Source organism: Vibrio pomeroyi, from assembly GCA_041879425.1.
GTDB classification, from domain to species: domain Bacteria; phylum Pseudomonadota; class Gammaproteobacteria; order Enterobacterales; family Vibrionaceae; genus Vibrio; species Vibrio pomeroyi_A.
Window position 1 is genome coordinate 2,925,047 of sequence record CP090854.1, and the last position, 18,629, is coordinate 2,943,675.

General features: G+C 42.5%; 19 protein-coding genes. 5 read left to right on the plus strand and 14 right to left on the minus strand.

Features of this window, described 5'->3' with window-relative positions; all coding sequences use genetic code 11:
• Nucleotides 1-3: 3 nt before the first annotated feature.
• From L0992_12750 to L0992_12805, 12 genes are all read right to left on the minus strand, one after another.
• Nucleotides 4-969, minus strand: coding sequence for a type II secretion system F family protein (locus tag L0992_12750; protein XGB66583.1), 966 nt, complete (start codon nt 967-969; stop codon nt 4-6).
• A 9-nt stretch (nt 970-978) separates the two neighbouring features.
• Nucleotides 979-2,430, minus strand: a complete 1,452-nt coding sequence (locus L0992_12755) for a CpaF family protein (protein ID XGB66584.1) — start codon at nt 2,428-2,430, stop codon at nt 979-981.
• Nucleotides 2,431-2,463: 33 nt separating this feature from the next.
• A complete protein-coding gene (locus tag L0992_12760; GenBank protein ID XGB66585.1) occupies nt 2,464-3,678 on the minus strand; it encodes an AAA family ATPase in 1,215 nt (404 codons plus the stop codon).
• A gap of 16 nt (nt 3,679-3,694) precedes the next feature.
• Entirely contained in the window at nt 3,695-4,189 is a 495-nt protein-coding gene (locus tag L0992_12765; protein XGB66586.1) for a pilus assembly protein, read from the minus strand.
• Nucleotides 4,189-4,617: a pilus assembly protein gene (locus tag L0992_12770; GenBank protein XGB66587.1), complete on the minus strand. Its 429-nt coding sequence runs from the start codon at nt 4,615-4,617 to the stop codon at nt 4,189-4,191. Before L0992_12770 ends, L0992_12765 begins: the two co-directional genes overlap by 1 nt.
• A gap of 2 nt (nt 4,618-4,619) precedes the next feature.
• Nucleotides 4,620-5,888 (minus strand): Tad domain-containing protein, encoded by a 1,269-nt coding sequence (locus tag L0992_12775; GenBank protein XGB66588.1) that lies wholly within the window; start codon nt 5,886-5,888, stop codon nt 4,620-4,622.
• A 16-nt stretch (nt 5,889-5,904) separates the two neighbouring features.
• Nucleotides 5,905-6,177, minus strand: a complete 273-nt coding sequence (locus L0992_12780; protein XGB66589.1) for a hypothetical protein — start codon at nt 6,175-6,177, stop codon at nt 5,905-5,907.
• On the minus strand, nt 6,167-7,621 hold the full coding sequence (locus tag L0992_12785; protein ID XGB66590.1) for a type II and III secretion system protein family protein: 1,455 nt from the start codon (nt 7,619-7,621) through the stop codon (nt 6,167-6,169). The genes L0992_12780 and L0992_12785 overlap by 11 nt, the downstream gene beginning before the upstream one ends.
• Nucleotides 7,622-7,629: 8 nt before the next feature.
• Nucleotides 7,630-8,379, minus strand: coding sequence for a Flp pilus assembly protein CpaB (gene cpaB / locus L0992_12790; protein ID XGB66591.1), 750 nt, complete (start codon nt 8,377-8,379; stop codon nt 7,630-7,632).
• Nucleotides 8,372-9,721 carry an AAA family ATPase gene (locus tag L0992_12795; GenBank protein XGB66592.1) on the minus strand — a complete coding sequence of 450 codons (1,350 nt, stop codon included), beginning with the start codon at nt 9,719-9,721 and terminating at the stop codon, nt 8,372-8,374. Before L0992_12795 ends, cpaB begins: the two co-directional genes overlap by 8 nt.
• 37 nt (nt 9,722-9,758) lie before the next feature.
• Entirely contained in the window at nt 9,759-10,289 is a 531-nt protein-coding gene (locus L0992_12800) for an A24 family peptidase (protein XGB66593.1), read from the minus strand.
• A gap of 173 nt (nt 10,290-10,462) precedes the next feature.
• Complete coding sequence (locus L0992_12805; GenBank protein ID XGB66594.1) at nt 10,463-10,636, minus strand: Flp family type IVb pilin; 174 nt, start codon at nt 10,634-10,636, stop codon at nt 10,463-10,465.
• Nucleotides 10,637-10,830: 194 nt separating this feature from the next.
• Here L0992_12805 and L0992_12810 point away from each other — a divergent pair, with 194 nt between their 5' ends.
• From L0992_12810 to L0992_12820, 3 genes are all read left to right on the plus strand, one after another.
• A complete protein-coding gene (locus L0992_12810; GenBank protein XGB66595.1) occupies nt 10,831-11,574 on the plus strand; it encodes an AraC family transcriptional regulator in 744 nt (247 codons plus the stop codon).
• 83 nt (nt 11,575-11,657) lie between these two features.
• On the plus strand, nt 11,658-13,346 hold the full coding sequence (locus L0992_12815; GenBank protein ID XGB66596.1) for an AMP-binding protein: 1,689 nt from the start codon (nt 11,658-11,660) through the stop codon (nt 13,344-13,346).
• 338 nt (nt 13,347-13,684) lie between these two features.
• Nucleotides 13,685-14,590 (plus strand): LysR substrate-binding domain-containing protein, encoded by a 906-nt coding sequence (locus tag L0992_12820; GenBank protein ID XGB66597.1) that lies wholly within the window; start codon nt 13,685-13,687, stop codon nt 14,588-14,590.
• Between the two features lie 119 nt (nt 14,591-14,709).
• Here L0992_12820 and L0992_12825 read toward each other — a convergent pair whose 3' ends face one another.
• Nucleotides 14,710-14,916, minus strand: coding sequence for a DUF1127 domain-containing protein (locus tag L0992_12825; protein XGB66598.1), 207 nt, complete (start codon nt 14,914-14,916; stop codon nt 14,710-14,712).
• A 103-nt stretch (nt 14,917-15,019) separates the two neighbouring features.
• Here L0992_12825 and L0992_12830 point away from each other — a divergent pair, with 103 nt between their 5' ends.
• Both L0992_12830 and L0992_12835 read left to right on the plus strand, forming a co-directional pair.
• Complete coding sequence (locus tag L0992_12830; protein XGB66599.1) at nt 15,020-15,970, plus strand: LysR substrate-binding domain-containing protein; 951 nt, start codon at nt 15,020-15,022, stop codon at nt 15,968-15,970.
• Nucleotides 15,971-16,015: 45 nt separating this feature from the next.
• Nucleotides 16,016-16,228: a VF530 family protein gene (locus tag L0992_12835; GenBank protein XGB66600.1), complete on the plus strand. Its 213-nt coding sequence runs from the start codon at nt 16,016-16,018 to the stop codon at nt 16,226-16,228.
• Between the two features lie 214 nt (nt 16,229-16,442).
• On the opposite strand, the gene fusA is transcribed toward L0992_12835, so the two are convergent.
• A complete protein-coding gene (fusA, locus tag L0992_12840) occupies nt 16,443-18,530 on the minus strand; it encodes an elongation factor G (GenBank protein XGB66601.1) in 2,088 nt (695 codons plus the stop codon).
• Between the last annotated feature and the right edge of the window lie 99 nt (nt 18,531-18,629).

The window sequence follows — 18,629 nt, forward strand, 5'->3', positions numbered from 1 at the left end:
AAGTTAAATCTCTATGCTGATGATCTTTTTAATCCACAAGGCCCCGATGGCCAAAAGAACAATACCGACACTGACCATCGATAAACCGCGCGGATCTTTATAAAGTGGTTCGATATACTCGGGACTAGCCACCCGCAATGCGAAAAACAAACCAAAAGGGGATAACGTTAAGATCCATGCTGATAAACGACTTTCAGCAGAGAGTGTTTTTATCTTCCTTTCCAATTTAAAACGTGCTCTAAGTACTTCAGATACCTTTTGTAAGTTCTCAGATAAGTTACCCCCAGTCTCTTTTTGCAACATTACGGCACTAGAAAAAGCGAGCATTGATACAGTTGGAACTCGTTCTGTCATCTGTAAAATCGCTAGACGTAAATCATAGCCATAATTAAGTAAGTTATAGGTGTTCTTAAATTCGGTACCGATTGGGTCCGGAAGCTCTTCGCCTACCTCATTAAATGATTGAACAAGCGGTTGCCCTGCTTGTAAGGCACGTCGAATAATATCCAACGCTTCAGGAAGTTGTTCTTCGAATCGAGCCATTCGGTAAGTCACTCGATTTTGCACAAATAGGTAAGCAATAACCCAAACAAAGATGAATGCCGCAACACTTATGAACCACACTTGGTTGGTCATTATGGATATCAATGAGAGCAATACAGCGCAAAGAGAAACAATCAGTAAGAACCGGCTTAACGCCACTTTCATACCTGCGAGTTCCAACATTTTTTTCAAACCCGCGAAGAAAGAGATAACGATGAGCTTACGATCCAACGGGGAAAGTTCTTTGTTATAGTGTTCTTTGAGTAGTGACAAACTCTCTGCATCGATATTACGTTGCGTCTCTTTCAAGCGACGAGACAACTCTTTATGCTTCGCTTTCTTACCCGCAGCAGGTAACAACAACGCTTGGGAAATAAAAAGTACTGCGATAAACAATAGACCTAATGAAACACTTACATTGTCCATAATCTCTCCTTAACCTTTGGTCTCACTAAAGAGCTCGAAAGGCAGATCGAGTCCACGTTTGACTAACTGGTCATGGTATTGAGGCACAACCCCCGTTGCCGTGAAATAACCGATAATATTGCCGTTTTCATCAATACCTTTACGCTGAAAACGGAATATTTCAGACATCGTAATCACTTCACCTTCCATGCCGTTGATCTCTTGGATACTCACCATACGACGCTTACCATCTTCTTGGCGTTCCATTTGAACAACAAGGTGGATGGCCGAAGCGATTTGAGCACGTAAGTTTTTGGTCGATATGTTCCACCCTGCCATCGAGAACATGTTTTCGACACGACTCAAGGCATCACGAGGGGTATTCGCGTGAATAGTAGCAAGAGAGCCATCATGACCAGTATTCATCGCCGCTAACATGTCAACAGCTTCGCTACCACGCACCTCCCCAACCACAATTCGGTCAGGTCGCATACGCAAGGTGTTTTTAACCAATTCTCGCTGACTGATTTCTCCCTTCCCTTCCAGGTTGGCAGGCCGGGTTTCTAACCGAATTACATGAGGTTGTTGAAGTTGTAATTCCGCCGAGTCTTCTATGGTAATAATTCGCTGATCTCGAGGAATAAAGCCAGAGAAGATGTTTAATGTAGTGGTTTTTCCTGAACCGGTACCACCTGAAATCAATATGTTGAGTTCGCCTTTAACAGCAGCTTCAACAAATTTAGCCATTTGAGGCGAAACTGAATTGTAGTCAATCAGGTTATCCATCGTTAAACGATCGACAGCAAAACGACGGATAGAAACAGAAGGACCATCAAGCGCAAGAGGAGGGATGATAGCGTTCACACGAGACCCATCAACTAGACGGGCATCTACCATAGGTGACGCTTCATCTATGCGACGGCCAACCTGACTGACGATACGGTCGATAATGTTTCTTAGATGGCGATCATCGATAAAAGTATAGGGCGTTTTTTCGAGTTTACCTCTTCGCTCAACGTAAACACTTTTAGGTCCGTTAACCAATATATCCGACACAGTTTGATCGGCTAATAGAGGCTCTAACGGACCAAGACCAAAAACCTCATCTTCTATCTGCTTGATAACTCGTTTACGACCTTCTGCGCTCAGAGCATGGCTACCATCTTCAGCCATTAGCTGTACGATCGCTTCGTGCAAATCTAGCTTAGCGCGCTCTTTCTCCAAGCTCGAAAGTAATCCTAAGTCCAATGTTTCAAGCAACTGCTTGTGAAAAAAGTGTTTGATTGATAACTCTTGCTCCAACACTTTTCGAGCTTCATCAATCGCCTTTTCCTTTTCTACATTCGCTTCAGAACTGCGAGATTGACTAGAGGTATCAACACTGGATAAACGCTCAACAGGGTTGGTATCTTCTGAGTCATGCGAAATCTGTTCTACTCTTTTTTCAAACTCTGGATTTACATTTTTTCGTTTAAAGAACATCACAATCCCTCGTGTTCACTATTCATCTACCCGTTATGAAAACCACTTTTTCAACCACCCTTTTTCTTCTTGCTCTGGTGGTGAAAGAACGTGAGACAAATCGATGATAGAACGAGTAATTGAGCTTTTCTTTCTCGACTGAACTAACGGCTGCCCCAAGTTGGCGCTCTCTAGTGCCACTTTAAAGTCATTAGGCATCAAGTGGATATCGTGGTTACCCACCGCCTGCTCAATGTCCTTTAACTTAATAGAATGTCGTTTTTCGTAACGGTTAAGGATCACCTCTATTGCGTCGCTTTGTAAGCCGTACTCAAACTTCAGAGACTTAATTAATCTACTTGTGTTTTTTACTGACACTAAACTCTGCTGTAAAACCAGAAGCACTTTCGTTGCTGGTGATATAGCAGATGCAAATACATGATCTAACCCTCTAGACAGGTCAATAACTACGTAAGGATAAAAGCGACGTAATATAGGAAGTAGTCGACCTATTTTCTGTGCCTGCTCGAAATCATCAGCATTATTTTCATGTTTGAAGCTTAGAACATGGAGACCCGATTCATGTTTATTTACCAAAGAACCCAGAGACATTTCATCCAAATCATTAGAACTGTTGATCGCATCCGAAACACTATAAGTGGGCGTTATATTCAAATAATCAGGTATCACGCCAAATTGAAGATCGATATCGAGTAAAAGCACTTCGTTAGGGTGCTGCGTGGCCATCTCAATGGCAGTATTTAACGCTAAGGTGGTTGCTCCCATCCCTCCTTTAGTGTTCAAGAATAAAATAAACTCACCGTAACTCGAGTTCTCAAGCTTCTCAGACGCAGTTTTCTTTAAAAGTGGAAGTAAATCGGTGAGGGTCACATTGTGAGACAAGAAATCTGAAGCGCCTAAACGCAGTGCGATTTTTAGTGACCCATTATCACTTTCATCACCGAGCACAACCAAAGACAAGTCCTTGTCTTCTAAAGATAAATCATACCCTTGCAACTCAACCATTTTTTGAGCCCAGTTCCCATTAGCTTCAACGAAAATAAGCTCTGGAACATCAGCACTTTTTAGGTATTCCTCGCTCATTGCCGCGAGTGAAAAAGCCGTCACATGTACGTTTCGGCATTTCTTCAATTCGTGACTCATATGCGAGTGAAAAGCCTCAGTATTGTATATTAACCAGACCTTTAAATTAGTTCTCAAACGCGTAATGTCACCCTCATTAGGCGTCATTTGAATTGCTTCCCCCATACATCAAACTCCTGTACTAGATGACTTCGGGACATCGATTCTTAATGTCAGAATCTGCCCTCACAACCCCTAAACTTTCAGCCGGTAAAATTGTTTCGAATGCAGGGGCAGCAAGAAACCCATTGTTACCTAAGAAACTTAGGTTACTAATCAACTGAATGCCGTAGCCGGTCGCTCTGGCACGTACAAACTTAATATCATCGAAGTTATCTTCGAAATCTGATGCTATCTCCCCTCCACTCGCATCGAGGTAAGCCACCTCTAAATTAGCACCAGAAAACCCAACCAGTGGGATCTCATCCACCACCATTGCACCAATATTATCTCTATCTAAGACATAGCATACTGTCGCCAGTCTAGCCGCCTTCCTTGTCGCTTCACTGACCATTTGTAGTGAAAATATATAAGCACCAAATGCCAAGATTAAAAAAATCAAAAGAAAAATCAGCCATGACACTAATGTAAATTCAACGATGGCAAGTCCTTTAATACACCCTTTTAGCCTTTTCATCACAGCACCCTCATAACCGAAGTCACACTTAATGGAATGGCAAAGCTCTCCGTCGAAAAGGGAATAGACAAGAAATGTGGAACATAATCATAGGTAACACTTACTCGCACATAGCTATCACCTGATGGCTGAGTGACAGTGACATCTGCAGTCGTCAATGAAGAGAGTACCGCCGTGCCCACACTATTTTGACCATAGACCACTACATTCTGAATTTCTGACGTAGGGGCTATTGTGCCGCCAACAGTCCCATAGACTTCACTAACCGCATAACGCGCTCCATTTTGCACTGACTTTGAAATGACATTGTAATGAATCAATATATTTCCGAACTCAAGTACCAATACCATAAAGAACAATAATACGGGTGTGGCCAGTACCACCTCGATGGCAGCAAAACCGCTTTGTAGTTTTCTCAACCGTTTCATAATCAAGACTCCCCACTATCAGGGTCCTTATACAAAACAATCCTATAAGTCCCTTCTGTTGTAGAGGTCGAACTACCAGCCCCACCTGTCACACTGCAGGAGTGAATGAATTCACCAAATACGGCAGGTGTTCCTGAATTATTTGTCGGCGCTTTTTGTAACAAAAAGAAGCAACCAACTTTGTTCACTGTAAAGTCAGTGGCACCACCACTTTTACCTGAACAATCCACCATAGGTATGGCTAAAATCCGACGCCATGCGACACCATTAGACGCACAACCGCTACCACCACTAGCAATACATGCATTGGTGTCAGCCTCATATTGTGCATAACTGTAAGTGCCATCAAAATCGATTTCACCAGTACTCGCATCAATTGTTATTTCGTCTGTAGGCTCCGTTGTTACATAATCTGAAGGGTAATCAGAGGCTGATAAACCGCCGCCATAATCACCAAAACGAGTATTTAGACCATCACCAGTCGGACCTACCGTGCCACCCGGCTTCGTTGTAATGTCTTCACCAATTTTAACCGGCTGATCATAACTACCACCTAAACCTTCTTTTACCGTTTTACCGCCTGATCCAAAATCAAGAAGGTGGTAATTACCGTTCCCCATTTCAGATAAGCTACTGTCGCCTACCTTTAACGCATGAACAGTGCCAACTTCATAACCAAAAACACTGGTTATTTCCTCACCAGTAACATCATGGTATCCATCTTCTGGTGAGACATCATTATCCGACGTGCCATCACCAATACACACACCAATTGGCACAACATTATTAACAACGACCTGACCAGAACTAGGGCCAGCAACCGCACTCGCCGAAACGGTTTTTTCTAGTCCAAACATTTGAATGAAAAACTCATCCATATCCAAGGAATCGACACGAACACGCACATAGACATCATCATCTGCACCGAACGTTGCTGTTCCTGTAAAATCCTTAGGATCATTTGAATAATCAATGTTTACAGAAGCCGTACTAAAATCAAATTCATGATTACCTGTGGCGGCTGCCATAGCATTTAATGCTGTGCCAACCTCTGCATCTACGGCATCTTTATCCTTACTATTGTCTAAAATAGTTGCGGCAGCTAGCGCAGCAGAATCGACTGCATTTTGTAACCGCGTTTTATTCACAACCATATGGTTGATATCGACAGCTAACGCTGAGACAGCTAAAAAAACCAACAAAGCGGCTGTAATCATGACTACGACTAAGCCTTGTTGCTTTTTGGGGCTTTGTGATACTCGATACAACATGTGAGTACCTCCAGATTTAGTTAAACTCTTCTAGGATCTGGCTACTACTGCTTCCGGACAGATCATTTTCACCTCTGCCAACATATCGGTCGTAACCAGCCTGCATCCGCTCCCCTGTACCGTCCGGTACTTCGAGTAGATTCTCTTGGGTCGCATTAGGGTTATATGTTTGTTCTGTTTTCACTAGTGCTACTGAATGCCCCAAACGGGCATCATTAGCACAGCCAACTAGCACCATCACGAGAAAGACCATCATTATTCTAATCATATCTATCTCCTTATAAATCATGACCAAATGAGCCTTCACTACCGCCGTCGGTTGGCGATACGGCCTGTGCTGATTGAGATTGCTCTGAAGTGGATTCAGACGGTTCAGCAATGTAAGCGCTTCGGCCTAACAAATAATATTCCAAGTCATTAGGGTCGACGAAAGCGTCTGTTGGTAATGTCACTTTCGTGCGGTCGATTGGCTTGGCAAGCCTTGGAGTCACAAGAATAACCAGTTCGGTTTCGCCAGATACATACTCTTGGCTGTTGAAAAGCTGCCCTAAAATCGGCACATCACCAAAGCCTGGCATCTTGTTGCTGATATCTCTCACATTCTCACTCAGTAAACCTGCAATACCGATAGTCTGGCCATCTGCTAACTCAAGTGTTGAAGATGCACTACGACGCGTAATAGGTGGAATGAAGTAAGTCGCGTTGGTAGTACCAGGATCAATCGTTAGCGAGCTACTATTCGCAATTTCACTCACATCAACAGCCAAGTTCAGGTTGATTTTTTTATCACTAAGCACCGTTGGGATGAATTTCAGCCCTACACCATATTCTTTGTATTCAATGGTGATGCCGTCTTCATCAGGCACAGGGATTGGGAACTCACCGCCCGCTAAAAATTCAGCTTTTGAACCACTTAACGCGGTTAGATTCGGCTCAGCCAAAACTTTGGCTACACCATTCTGCTTTGCAACATCCAGAGCAAAGGTAAACAATGTATTGCTATCGATAAAAGAACCTAAAATCCCATAATCTGTTGAGGTGGGAATATCAAAAATCGGCGTTGCACCCAATACACCAGCTGGCACAGAAGACGCTCCCCATGAAAAATCAGAACCACTGGTTTGGAAGAAATGAAAATTCGCATCAAACTTTCTCACTAAGCTTCGTTGAACCTCGGCTACGGTCACCTCCAACATGACTTGTTGGGCACCGCCAATAGACATTAGGTTAATAACACCTGTAGCAGCTGCTTGTTCACTTCCGCTTTCTTTTGATTCGTCAGCAGCCTGCCCTGACGAATAGGTTTCTGCGATTCGCATCGCCACGTTCATTTGTTGTTGGTTACTGACCTGACCGCTCAGCAGCAAACGATTCTGCGCACTGTGCACCTCGATAGTTTCATCAGGAAGGAACTCATATAATTTAGCTTTGAGGCTATTAAGATCATGAGTAACCTCAATATTCACAGACTCTATCAACTGACCTCGAGAGTCCCAAGCCATGAGGTTTGTCGCACCTAATTTTTTACCGATTAAAAACACTTCATTTGATTTTAAAATTACAATATCTAAAACTTCAGGATCACCAAGAGAAACTTTCGCCGCTTTTCCCGACAGCACGACATGCGTAGATTTATGATGTGGAACCGTGACTGTTTTTCCTGTCTGCAATGCCGCAATACTGGCCGTCGAAAAACAAATCAGGCTCAAAACACACGCAATTATTATTTTCATATTTCACCTCAATCCTTGACGCGCACATTAGATGTTTCTGTACCTTTGATAATGGTGACACTTGGTCTAGGTACATATCGACGAACCACTTTTTTCTCGACTTCGTGTGGGTTTCTCAAAGTCAGCTGAATATCGCCTTTGCTTTTAGCCGTGAGAAGTTTCTCTGCCTCTTTCGGCGTCATCTCAAGTGTTACCGCTCGTACGATAATCGGACTGTTTTCTTTCGTTTTAGCCGTTTGGTCGACAGCCAAAACCTTGATGTCTTTTAATACTGTTTGAGTCGCTGCAGAATTTTTTCCGTAAGAAACGGTGTTGAGAATATCAACCTTGTTACCCGGTAATAAGAACCCCGCCACACCAATAACATCATCAACACGTATCGTTACCGCACGTTTATTTTCAGGGATAAGAGCTGCAAGCGTTGACCCTTCTCCTGGTACAGTAAATCGTAACTTGTGAAGCACCTCTCCGGCATAGATAGTATTCGCAACAACCTTGCCAATCAGCTCTGCTTTATCCGAATAGTTATTTTCATTAATCCAATCAACTTCCATCAATCTGGTGGTTAAAAACTGATCCTCGATAATAGTTCCGGCTTCTATTTCTTGAGACGCCACAACAACAGGGTGACGCTCTATCGTTTCAACTTCAACGGTTGGCTGAACTTGATCATCCATCCATTGCTTAGCAAAAAATACAGCCGCTAAGCCGAATACTACGGACAGTAAAAACAGTAGGAAAACTTGACTCTTATTCATTATTCTCTTCCTCGTGTCCATCAGAGGTAAAATAAACTTCCCATGCCATGGAAAGAATATCGAATGTGATAACAGGTGGGAGTTGCTCAAACGAAAGAATGTCTTTGCTTATACCAACGAGATCTTTCGGTAAACATGGGAAAAGTGGCACTTTCAGAAGCGTGTGCATTTGAGACAAACGCTCAAAAAAACCATCTTGAAGCTCTACCTCTTTATCAGCAACGACGCTCATCCATAAAGCTTCATAATCTCGCTGATTAAGTGGCTTGAATTCAATCTTGTAACCTAAACGACGTAAAAAGGCAGGATCGCTTATTTTCTTTGGGTTCAGATTGGTAGAAAAGGCAAGAGTTAATACAAATGGCATCGTTATCTGCTGGCCATTAGGCAGCGACAAATAGTCGAATGAGTACTCCATCGGTACAATCCAACGGTTAAGAAGCGCATCTACCGGCATGGGCTGACGACCAAGGTCATCAATGATAAAGATCCCATTGTTTGCCATCATTTGAACTGGTGCTAACCAGACTCGACTATTTTCTGAATGATTCACTTCAAGCATATCCATTGTCAGTTCACCCCCAACTTGGATATTTGGTCTTTCACAATTAAGCCAACGCTTGTCGTATTGATCTTTGAGGGAGATACTTTGATCGCTGCCGTTGTTATCCAACGGTTTGTGATGTTGCGCCGAGAACACCTTGATAATGTTACCTAATGCATAGACTGCATAGGGAATAAATACAGATGTGTGCAAAGCATTCACAATACGGCTTGCGACAAATGTTTTACCCGTCCCTGCATGCCCATACAGCAACAACGCACGTCCAGAATTGATTGCAGGCCCCAATACCGAAATCATTTTGTCGACACCATATACATCATCCAGTGCAGCCTCGACATGCGGCCGAGTCACTAGCTCTGCTCTCAGATCTTGTTGTTTTACCACGTCACTATATTGAGTGAGTGAAACAGGTGCAGGACCTAAATAAGCATCACGTTTAAAGGCAAGATCAGCTTCTTCAAGTCCTTTCTCAGAAAGGGAATAACGGACATGACTGTGAGACGCAGATGAAAGAGTAAGAACTGTTGCGGGTTGGAAAACTTCGATGAGTGATTTTTTTCTTAAAACGGCCAAAGCACTTTCAACAATATGTGTCACGACACACAAATAGTTAGAAAGCTCTAAAACATCCGACTTTGGATAAGCTGACAAGTGCTTAAGAACAAGGTTTTCGACAACAACTTCAGGAACTCCCAGCATCTCAATAGATGTAGGTACACTTGGCGCTGAAATTTGAGGATTCAAAGTTGTTGGAGCAGTACGCCCTATAATATCCATATATTATTCCTCTCCACAAAGCTTACCAACAACAGCTTTAATTAAAATAGCTATACATCGCTAACCCTATGACAACAGAGGGGGCAAAAGGCATTGTCACTTTATTTAAGTATCGATTATGAAAACTATCATCTTTATTTTTTACTGGTGAAACACCACCCAATAAAATAAGTTTATTTTGAAAGTAACCTTTAACACTGACACTACTCGAGTTTGCATAGTTATACAGCAAATAAAAAGTTCCGATCATCCCGGAAGCAAGTAAAATAAAGTACGATGCATCAAGTATTTGTCCCCACCCAAGATACAATCCCACAACACCCAATAACTTCACATCACCTGCAGACATCGCTCTCATAAAATACAAAAGCAAAGCAAACCCAAAAAGTACGACAACCCCTGCTAATGAAGACAAGAAAAAGTCCAACGTATAATTGCTATCAAACATTGACAAAAAATACACAAACAAAAGAAGTATCAATATTTTATTGGGTATACGATGCTTTTCAACATCGTATACCGAGATTGCAATTAGTAGCGCCCAAAAAGCAGAAGGCTCATTAATCATATGTTCTATTTATACACTCGATATAATGCTCTGGAATTTACTAAGTAAGGCTGTTGCCATCCCAGAGAAAACTAACCCAACAGCAAGGACAAGCGAGGCAGCGCCAATCACATATTCGACCGTAGTTAACCCCGATTGCCGTCTCAGTTTATTATTGCTCATAGCTTCAACCACTAACCTACGTTGGCAACAATAGCATTCAATTTATTTGCCAGAGTATTACCAAGGCCAGAAAATACAGTTGTTAAGCCTAATACCAATAATGCTGCACCGATTACGTACTCGATAACAGTCAACCCTTCTTCATCTTTCATGAATTCTTTACAATTATTCAAAAACTTATCCATGATAACCTCTCCTTGATTTACGTATCAGGCTTTGTATACCTGTAAAGTAAATCTAGAGGTGAGTCACACATTCGGTTAGGATTTTTTTGCCATTCACTTGCACTTTTTTGTGGTGCTTCTAATCTAATTATTACACATGGTAATTTATCTATTTTTAAACTTACAATTGAATATGAAATAGAGTTGGTATTTATATGAAAGTAGTAACACCTTTATTGTCAGATAATAATAGTGATTTTAACGCTGTTATTATCAATAAAATAAGCCACTACTTTCCTATTGAAAATTTTGGACAAGATATTTCTATAATCAGTAACTTAGATGTAAGGTTAGTGTTTTTTATATTGAATAAGCCAGATAAACTTCAACTACTTACAATGGCTTTGGCTATTTGTGAGAACCTAAATAAAAGAATAGTTATTATTTGCTCAAAACCGTTACCTAATATCGTTCGAAATCATAAGAATATATTCTTTATTATCGAAACAAACAGTAAACATCTGACCAGTACATTCGAAGAACTCAAGACCAAAACGCAACATATCTTCGATCCTCACTTCGATCTCGACCGAGATACCAACAACAATAATCAACTACCTGCAAAGTTGTTTACCTCTGAAGTCGTTAACTTTGTTATGGACAACATCAACAAAGAGATAAGAGAAACAGAGATCGCTGAAAAATGCCATTGTTCAACCACCTACTTTTCTAAGAAGTTTCATCTACACTTTGGAGTAAGCTTTAGAGACTTTGTGTGCGATAAACGAATCTTATTAGCCAAGAAGTTAATCGAAGCCGATACCGAATCAAAAATCGCTGTCATTTCTTATCAATGTGGATACAAGGATGTGTCGTATTTTTCAAGAATCTTTAAGAAAAGGACCGGAGTAACGCCCGCAAGTTACAGACGAGCCTGCACGGATAACAGAAAACGCTAATTTTACTCCCTAAAAGAAAAAATCATGGTACATTTAACATGATTTTAACAAAAATAACTTAGCGAAAAACATGGAGTTAGACAATGATTCAGCCTAACGAGTTTAGCCAAGAACAAGCAACAGCTCTCCCTACACCCAATGACATGATTTTAAAATGGGCAGAAGAACGCCCAGATGAAGTCTATCTAAAACAAATAATTAACCGCCAATTTGTTGAATTCACTTATAAAGAAGTGGCAGACAAAGCGCTCAAACTGGCGTCAGCATTAGAAGGACTCGGAGCCCAACCAGGCGATCGAGTTGCTCTCGTTTCAAAAAACTGTGCAGAGTGGTTTATCTGTGATCTTGCCATGATGTTAGGAGATTTTGTCAGCGTCCCAATCTTTCCAACAGCGGGTGCAGACACCATTCAGTACTGTATTGAACACAGTGAAAGTAAGATTGTGATCGCTGGTAAGCTTGACGATCCTAAGGCGACTCAACAAGTACTTGATGACAATCCGACCTTGGTCAGTATCTCACTACCTTACGATAGTGCGGCGAAGTGCCAACACACATTCGAGCAGCTCATCGATACACATGAACCATCCACTAAACGACCTCAGCACCACGACGATAAGCTGATGTCGCTTGTGTATACATCTGGTACCTCTGGGTTGCCGAAAGGCGCAATGCTGACCTATGGCGCCTTTACGTGGTCAGTTCAGAGGCTAATCGATCATATCGGTATCCAAAAAGATGATCGTCTATTTTCTTACCTCCCACTTGCCCACATTACAGAGCGAGTTTACATCTTCGGTTCTTCAGTGATGGGAGGTGTGGTTACTGCTTTCCCTGAGTCTTTAGACACCTTTATTGATGATGTAAAAATGCATCGTCCAACCTTGTTTATTTCAGTACCTCGTTTATGGACTCTGTTCCAGCAGCGAATCCAAGACAAGTTGCCACAGAAAAAACTGAACTTCTTACTTAAGATTCCGTTTATCAACAACATCATTAAGAAGAAGCTTGCTGATGGTTTAGGGTTAGACCAAGCGCGTGTTCTCGGCTGTGGCTCAGCGCCAGTATCACCCGCTCTGCTCGCATGGTACGAAAGCGTTGGTTTACACATTACCGAGGCTTGGGGCATGACAGAGTCTTTCGCCTACAGCACGCTCAATTACCCATTCAGAGCCGATAAAATTGGTACGGTCGGTAATGCTGGCCCAGGGATTGAACTCAAGATAGCTGAAGACGAAGAGATTCTAGTTCGAGGCAAAGGCTTATTCTCTGGTTACTACAAGAATGATATTGCGACCCAAGAGTCTTTTAACTCTGAAGGTTGGCTCCATACAGGAGATATCGGGGATATCGACAGCGAAGGCTACCTAACAATTCGTGGACGTAAAAAGGATACCTTTAAAACCGCGAAAGGTAAGTTTGTTGCTCCCGTTCCGATCGAGAACAAACTCTTTGAATACAGCCGCGTAGAAATGATGTGTTTGATAGGCTTAGGCTTACCAGGCCCTATTCTGCTTGTCGTTCCACACGACTTCCCTAATTTTGACCGAGCTCGTTATGAGAAAACGACCAAGCGTGTTATCGAAAAAATGAACGAACAACTCGCTTCACACGAGAAGATCAAAGGCGTATTGATGATTAAGGAACCGTGGAGTATTGAGAATGGCGTGTTAACTCCGACTCTTAAGATCAAACGACATATCCTTGAGCAAAAATACCACGAAGTTGGTCATAACTGGCCGAAAGACAAACTAGTGGTTTGGGAAGAATAATCAAAATTGAGAGGGAGCCATTATGGCTCCTTTTTTGTAAGCTCAAATTATAAGTATTTAGTATAATCCGCAGCATCACTACTCTCGAAATCTAAGCCGATATCCTTTCTCATTCGATGACTTAACGATTTCGAGCAGATAACTTTTCTAGATTTAGTCGCCTTCCTCACCTTAGTATTATCATTGATTTTAAGTACCTGAGTAACAAACCTTCCGACCCAACAGGTTATTGCTTTCATGTTCTCTCTCCTGTATTCCCTGTTTATTTATCGCTATTATGAAAACAACCTGTTCGATAATCGAACAACCATTATTAACAAGAACTATAAGCTGAGATTATGGACAATAGACTGCGTCACCTTTCAGGTCTCCGTTACTTTGAAGTTGCGGCTCGCTTGAGTAATTACAGCAAAGCTGCTGAAGAGCTGTTCGTCACTCAGGCAGCCGTCAGCCAGAAGATTCGACAGTTAGAAGAACAGGTTGGATGTAAGCTCTTTATTCGTAAGGGGCGAGCAATGACTTTGACGCATGAAGGGCACACACTTTTTAAACATGTCTCTGATGGATTTCAAGAGGTTCTGCTGGGGTTAAACAAGATCCAATCAGAACCTATTCAAGGGCTGCTTGTTGTTAGAAGTCCCCCTTCTTTTGCTTCACGTTGGTTGTTGCCGAGGCTTTGGAAGTTCTCAGTCAAACATCCCGAGATACCAATCAAGATCCTGACAGGATGTGACACTCCTAACCTAAAGCATGGTGAAATTGATGTCGCTATTCGGCAAGGCGAAGATCTATGCGTTGAAGAAGGCTTGACTCTTGAGATGCTAATCAACGAACCGGTTTACCCTTTTTGTTCTCCTGAACTCGCAAACTCTTTGAACTTCACATCACCTGAACAACTCCTCAAATGTTGGCTGATTCAGTTTGATAGCGGTTGTTTCCCTTGGGAGGAATGGTTTAAGCAAGCAAACATATCGACTCAAAGCAGCACCATTCAGTGGATGGAAGTAGGCACCTTTGATATGGGGTTAACCACGGTCATGGCGGGACATGGGGTTTGCTTGGCAACAGACAGCTTAGCTGGTGACTTCATTGAACGCGGCTTGCTAGTGAAGCCCTTTGATATTGGCATGACACCTGGTGTTCAGGTGAACTTATGTTTTGACCCTAGTTCGCCGAGAAAAGAGCGTATAGAGGCATTTACTGAGTGGTTGCATGAAGAAGTGTCTGAAATACCTAAGAGCTAAACTTTAGATTTGGCTTTGGCTTTGGCTTTGGCTTTGCAAAGATAACTCAGCATTACTTATCACACTCCGCGTTCACGTAACTCCTTTTATATTGAAAGAGTTACGTGCGTGAAGTTTAGTTATTCCCAAAAATATTTTCTCATCTCTTCATTAGCCTGGCCTCGGGTAATACCAACATCTTCAAGTAAATGATCCGATAGCTCAGCTAGGTGTTTTCTCGTTCTACGATTCTGAAGATAAGTCCTAAATTTAGAATAGAATTTCTTACCTGATAACAGTGATAAGAATGAATGATGAGTATTTGATGTCGCGGTTATCGTGTTCATAATCGTTCTCCTATTGACGCTCTGCTTTCTTATGGTCAATAATCGACCAACAACACATTAGCGACAAACGATAGATACTGGCATTCAGTTAAGGAAAACTAATGTGAGAGAACGAACCCCACCATTCCAAGGGATCTATTATTTTTATACCGCGGCTGAAACTGGCAGTTTTAAGCTCGCAGCAGAAAAGCTATTTGTTACGGCTGCAGCAGTCAGCCAACAAATTCGCCAACTTGAAGAATGGTTAGGCGCAGACCTGTTTATTCGCCAGCACCGAAAAATAGTACTCACTCACGAAGGTGAGGTGCTTTACCTGCAAGCTAAGAAAGGCTTTGCCCACATTCAAGATGGTGTGAGACGAATTAACCAAGATCCAAACCCTACTCAACTGTCTATTTCAACCGTGCCATCATTTGCCCAACACTGGTTGGTGCCTAGAATTGGTGACTTTCGCGATCGTCACCCAGATCTATCCATGTTGATTGAACCGACCAACAAGCTCGTGACGTTTGAAGATTCTAATGTCGATGTCTGCGTTCGATATGGTCATGGTAATTATCCAAACATTGAATCGCGTTGGTTAATGGACGAAGTGGTTTACCCTGTCTGCCACCCCATCTACCAAGAGAAGCATGGTATTTATGACATCGACGATCTACACAAAGCAGAGCTAATAGAAGACCGCTGGCCTGATATGGATTGGAATCTATGGTTAGATGTTGTGGGAGCGAAAGCAGGACGCTCATCACTGCAATTTGATGGTTCGCATTTTGTTTTGGAAGGTGCGCTATCCGTTCAAGGTGTCGCACTGGTTAAGCACAGCTTGGTTTATCGGTATTTGCAGGAAAAGAAGCTGGTACGGATAGGTAACATCGCACTTAAGCCCAAATACAATTACTTCCTATGTGCGCCTGCTGGATACTTTCATCGCGAGAAAATCAAACGCTTTGAAGCTTGGATGCAAAGTCAGGTTCAGTTATTTGGAAATAAAGGTCGAGAAGAGCTTTCTATTATCGAGACAGATTACGAGCTTAAATGGTCTGATAATTCATAAAGCGAAACTGATATACTGGGCTCAAATAAATGGCGAGAACATCTCATGACACAAGAAAATAACCCACTTCACGGTATCACATTGCAGAAGCTACTGACTGAATTGGTTGAGCATTACGGTTGGGAAGAGTTGAGTTACATGGTGAACATCAACTGTTTCAAAAAAGACCCGAGCATTAAATCTAGCTTAAAGTTTTTGCGTAAAACAGACTGGGCTCGTACTAAAGTAGAGCAGATCTACATTGATTTGAAACGCTAGTCCCTCTCTTTTTAGCTCTATCTAAATTTGTCCCGTATCTGCTTAATACGGGACCATATCAATCTCGCATCTCGCATCTCGCATCTCGCATCTCGCATCTCGCATCTCGCATCTCGCATCTCGCATCTCGTATCTCGTAGTATGTTACAAGCAATAAAAAGCCCCGCAAGCTTTCACTTGCGGGGCTTTTTTAGCTAATTGAGAAAAGGGCTAATTACTTACCAGCTTCTTTTTCTGCTTTAACTTTTGCAATCACTTCGTCAGCAACGTTAGTTGGACATGGTGCGTATTGTGCGAATTCCATAGAGAATTGGCCACGACCAGAAGTGATAGTACGTAGGTGACCGATGTAGCCGAACATCTCAGAAAGAGGTACGTCAGCTTTAATACGAACACCAGTTACGCCAGCTTGTTGATCTTTGATCATGCCACGACGACGGTTAAGGTCACCGATAACATCACCAACGTGATCGTCTGGAGTGAACACGTCAACGTTCATGATTGGCTCAAGAAGTTGCGCGCCAGCTTTAGGCATAGATTGACGGAATGCGCCTTTCGCTGCGATTTCAAATGCGATAGCAGATGAATCGACTGCGTGGAAACCACCATCGAAAAGTTCAACTTCAACGTCTAGAGTTGGGAAGCCAGCTAGTACGCCGTTTTCCATCATAGATGCGAAGCCTTTCTCAACTGCAGGCCAGAATTCTTTAGGAACGTTACCGCCCACAACTACAGAGTTGAACTTGAAGCCAGAACCTGCTTCGCCTGGTTTGATACGGTAATCGATCTTACCGAATTGACCAGAACCACCAGATTGCTTCTTGTGCGTGTAGCTATCTTCAATTGCTTGAGTGATAGTTTCACGGTAAGCAACTTGAGGAGCACCTACAGTTAGGTCAACGCCGTATGTACGCTTAAGGATATCTACCTTGATGTCTAGGTGAAGTTCACCCATACCTTTCAGGATAGTTTCGCCAGTCTCTTCGTCAGTCTCAACTTGGAAAGATGGATCTTCTGCAACCATTTTACCGATCGCGATACCCATTTTCTCAGAACCGCCTTTATCTTTTGGAGATACAGCGATTGAGATTACTGGAGTTGGGAATACCATTGGCTCAAGCGTTACTTGGTGCTTAGGATCACATAGAGTGTGACCAGTTTGCACGTTCTTCATACCAACGATCGCAATGATGTCACCAGCTTGTGCGCTAGTTAGTTCGTTACGGTCATCAGCTTGCATCTCAACCATACGGCCAACACGTTCAGTCTTGCCAGTGAATGAGTTAAGAATCGTGTCACCTTTGTTCAGTTTACCAGAGTAAATACGAACGAAAGTTAGAGCACCGAAGCGGTCATCCATGATTTTGAATGCAAGCGCTTTGAAAGTCTCATCTGTAGAAACGATAGCGTGTTCGCCAGTTTCTTCGCCGTTCTCATCCATTAGAGGCTGAGGATCAACTTCAGTTGGTGCTGGTAGGTAATCTACTACAGCATCAAGGATAAGTTGCATACCTTTGTTCTTGAACGCAGAACCACAGAACGTTGGGAAGAATGCGATATCACGAGTACCTTTACGGATACAACGCTTGATGTCTTCGATAGAAGGCTCTTCACCTTCCATGTAAGCTTCCATTAGGTCATCGTCTTGCTCTACAGCAGTTTCGATTAGCTCTTCACGGTATTGCTCAACGTCATCAACCATGTCCGCAGGAACATCTTTGATTTCGTAGTTTTCAGGAAGACCAGTGTCATCCCAAACGTATGCTTTACGGCTTAGTAGGTCTACAACACCAACGAATTCGTCTTCACGACCGATTGGTAGAACCATAACTAGAGGAGTAGCACCTAGAACGTTTTTAACTTGGTCAACAACGTTGTAGAAATCTGCACCCATACGGTCTAGTTTGTTAACGAAGATCAGACGAGATACTTCTGATTCGTTAGCGTAGCGCCAGTTAGTTTCTGATTGAGGTTCAACACCACCAGAACCACAGAATACACCGATACCGCCATCAAGAACTTTAAGAGAACGGTATACTTCAACTGTGAAGTCAACGTGTCCAGGAGTATCGATAACGTTTAGACGGTGATCGTTCCAAAAACAGCTTACAGCTGCTGATTGGATAGTAATACCGCGCTCAGCTTCCTGTTCCATGAAGTCAGTCGTTGATTCGCCATCATGTACTTCACCAGTCTTGTGGATTTGACCAGTTAGCTTAAGGATACGCTCAGTGGTAGTTGTTTTACCCGCATCAACGTGCGCGAAAATACCAATGTTTCTGTATTTCGATAAATCTGCCATTGTCTTACTCTGTTAATAGGATATAAAATGCGCGCAGAGTATATCACAATCTGTGAAGACTGATAGCTTTGCATGCATTTGGGACTAAAAAACTTTGCC

Coding starts and splice junctions, on each gene's coding strand:
- L0992_12750 (XGB66583.1), bottom strand. CDS start 969: ATGGACAATGTAAGTGTTTCATTAGGTCTATTGTTTATCGCAGTACTT.
- L0992_12755 (XGB66584.1), bottom strand. CDS start 2,430: ATGTTCTTTAAACGAAAAAATGTAAATCCAGAGTTTGAAAAAAGAGTA.
- L0992_12760 (XGB66585.1), bottom strand. CDS start 3,678: ATGGGGGAAGCAATTCAAATGACGCCTAATGAGGGTGACATTACGCGT.
- L0992_12765 (XGB66586.1), bottom strand. CDS start 4,189: ATGAAAAGGCTAAAAGGGTGTATTAAAGGACTTGCCATCGTTGAATTT.
- L0992_12770 (XGB66587.1), bottom strand. CDS start 4,617: ATGAAACGGTTGAGAAAACTACAAAGCGGTTTTGCTGCCATCGAGGTG.
- L0992_12775 (XGB66588.1), bottom strand. CDS start 5,888: ATGTTGTATCGAGTATCACAAAGCCCCAAAAAGCAACAAGGCTTAGTC.
- L0992_12780 (XGB66589.1), bottom strand. CDS start 6,177: ATGATTTATAAGGAGATAGATATGATTAGAATAATGATGGTCTTTCTC.
- L0992_12785 (XGB66590.1), bottom strand. CDS start 7,621: ATGAAAATAATAATTGCGTGTGTTTTGAGCCTGATTTGTTTTTCGACG.
- cpaB (XGB66591.1), bottom strand. CDS start 8,379: ATGAATAAGAGTCAAGTTTTCCTACTGTTTTTACTGTCCGTAGTATTC.
- L0992_12795 (XGB66592.1), bottom strand. CDS start 9,721: ATGGATATTATAGGGCGTACTGCTCCAACAACTTTGAATCCTCAAATT.
- L0992_12800 (XGB66593.1), bottom strand. CDS start 10,289: ATGATTAATGAGCCTTCTGCTTTTTGGGCGCTACTAATTGCAATCTCG.
- L0992_12805 (XGB66594.1), bottom strand. CDS start 10,636: ATGGATAAGTTTTTGAATAATTGTAAAGAATTCATGAAAGATGAAGAA.
- L0992_12810 (XGB66595.1), top strand. CDS start 10,831: ATGAAAGTAGTAACACCTTTATTGTCAGATAATAATAGTGATTTTAAC.
- L0992_12815 (XGB66596.1), top strand. CDS start 11,658: ATGATTCAGCCTAACGAGTTTAGCCAAGAACAAGCAACAGCTCTCCCT.
- L0992_12820 (XGB66597.1), top strand. CDS start 13,685: ATGGACAATAGACTGCGTCACCTTTCAGGTCTCCGTTACTTTGAAGTT.
- L0992_12825 (XGB66598.1), bottom strand. CDS start 14,916: ATGAACACGATAACCGCGACATCAAATACTCATCATTCATTCTTATCA.
- L0992_12835 (XGB66600.1), top strand. CDS start 16,016: ATGACACAAGAAAATAACCCACTTCACGGTATCACATTGCAGAAGCTA.
- fusA (XGB66601.1), bottom strand. CDS start 18,530: ATGGCAGATTTATCGAAATACAGAAACATTGGTATTTTCGCGCACGTT.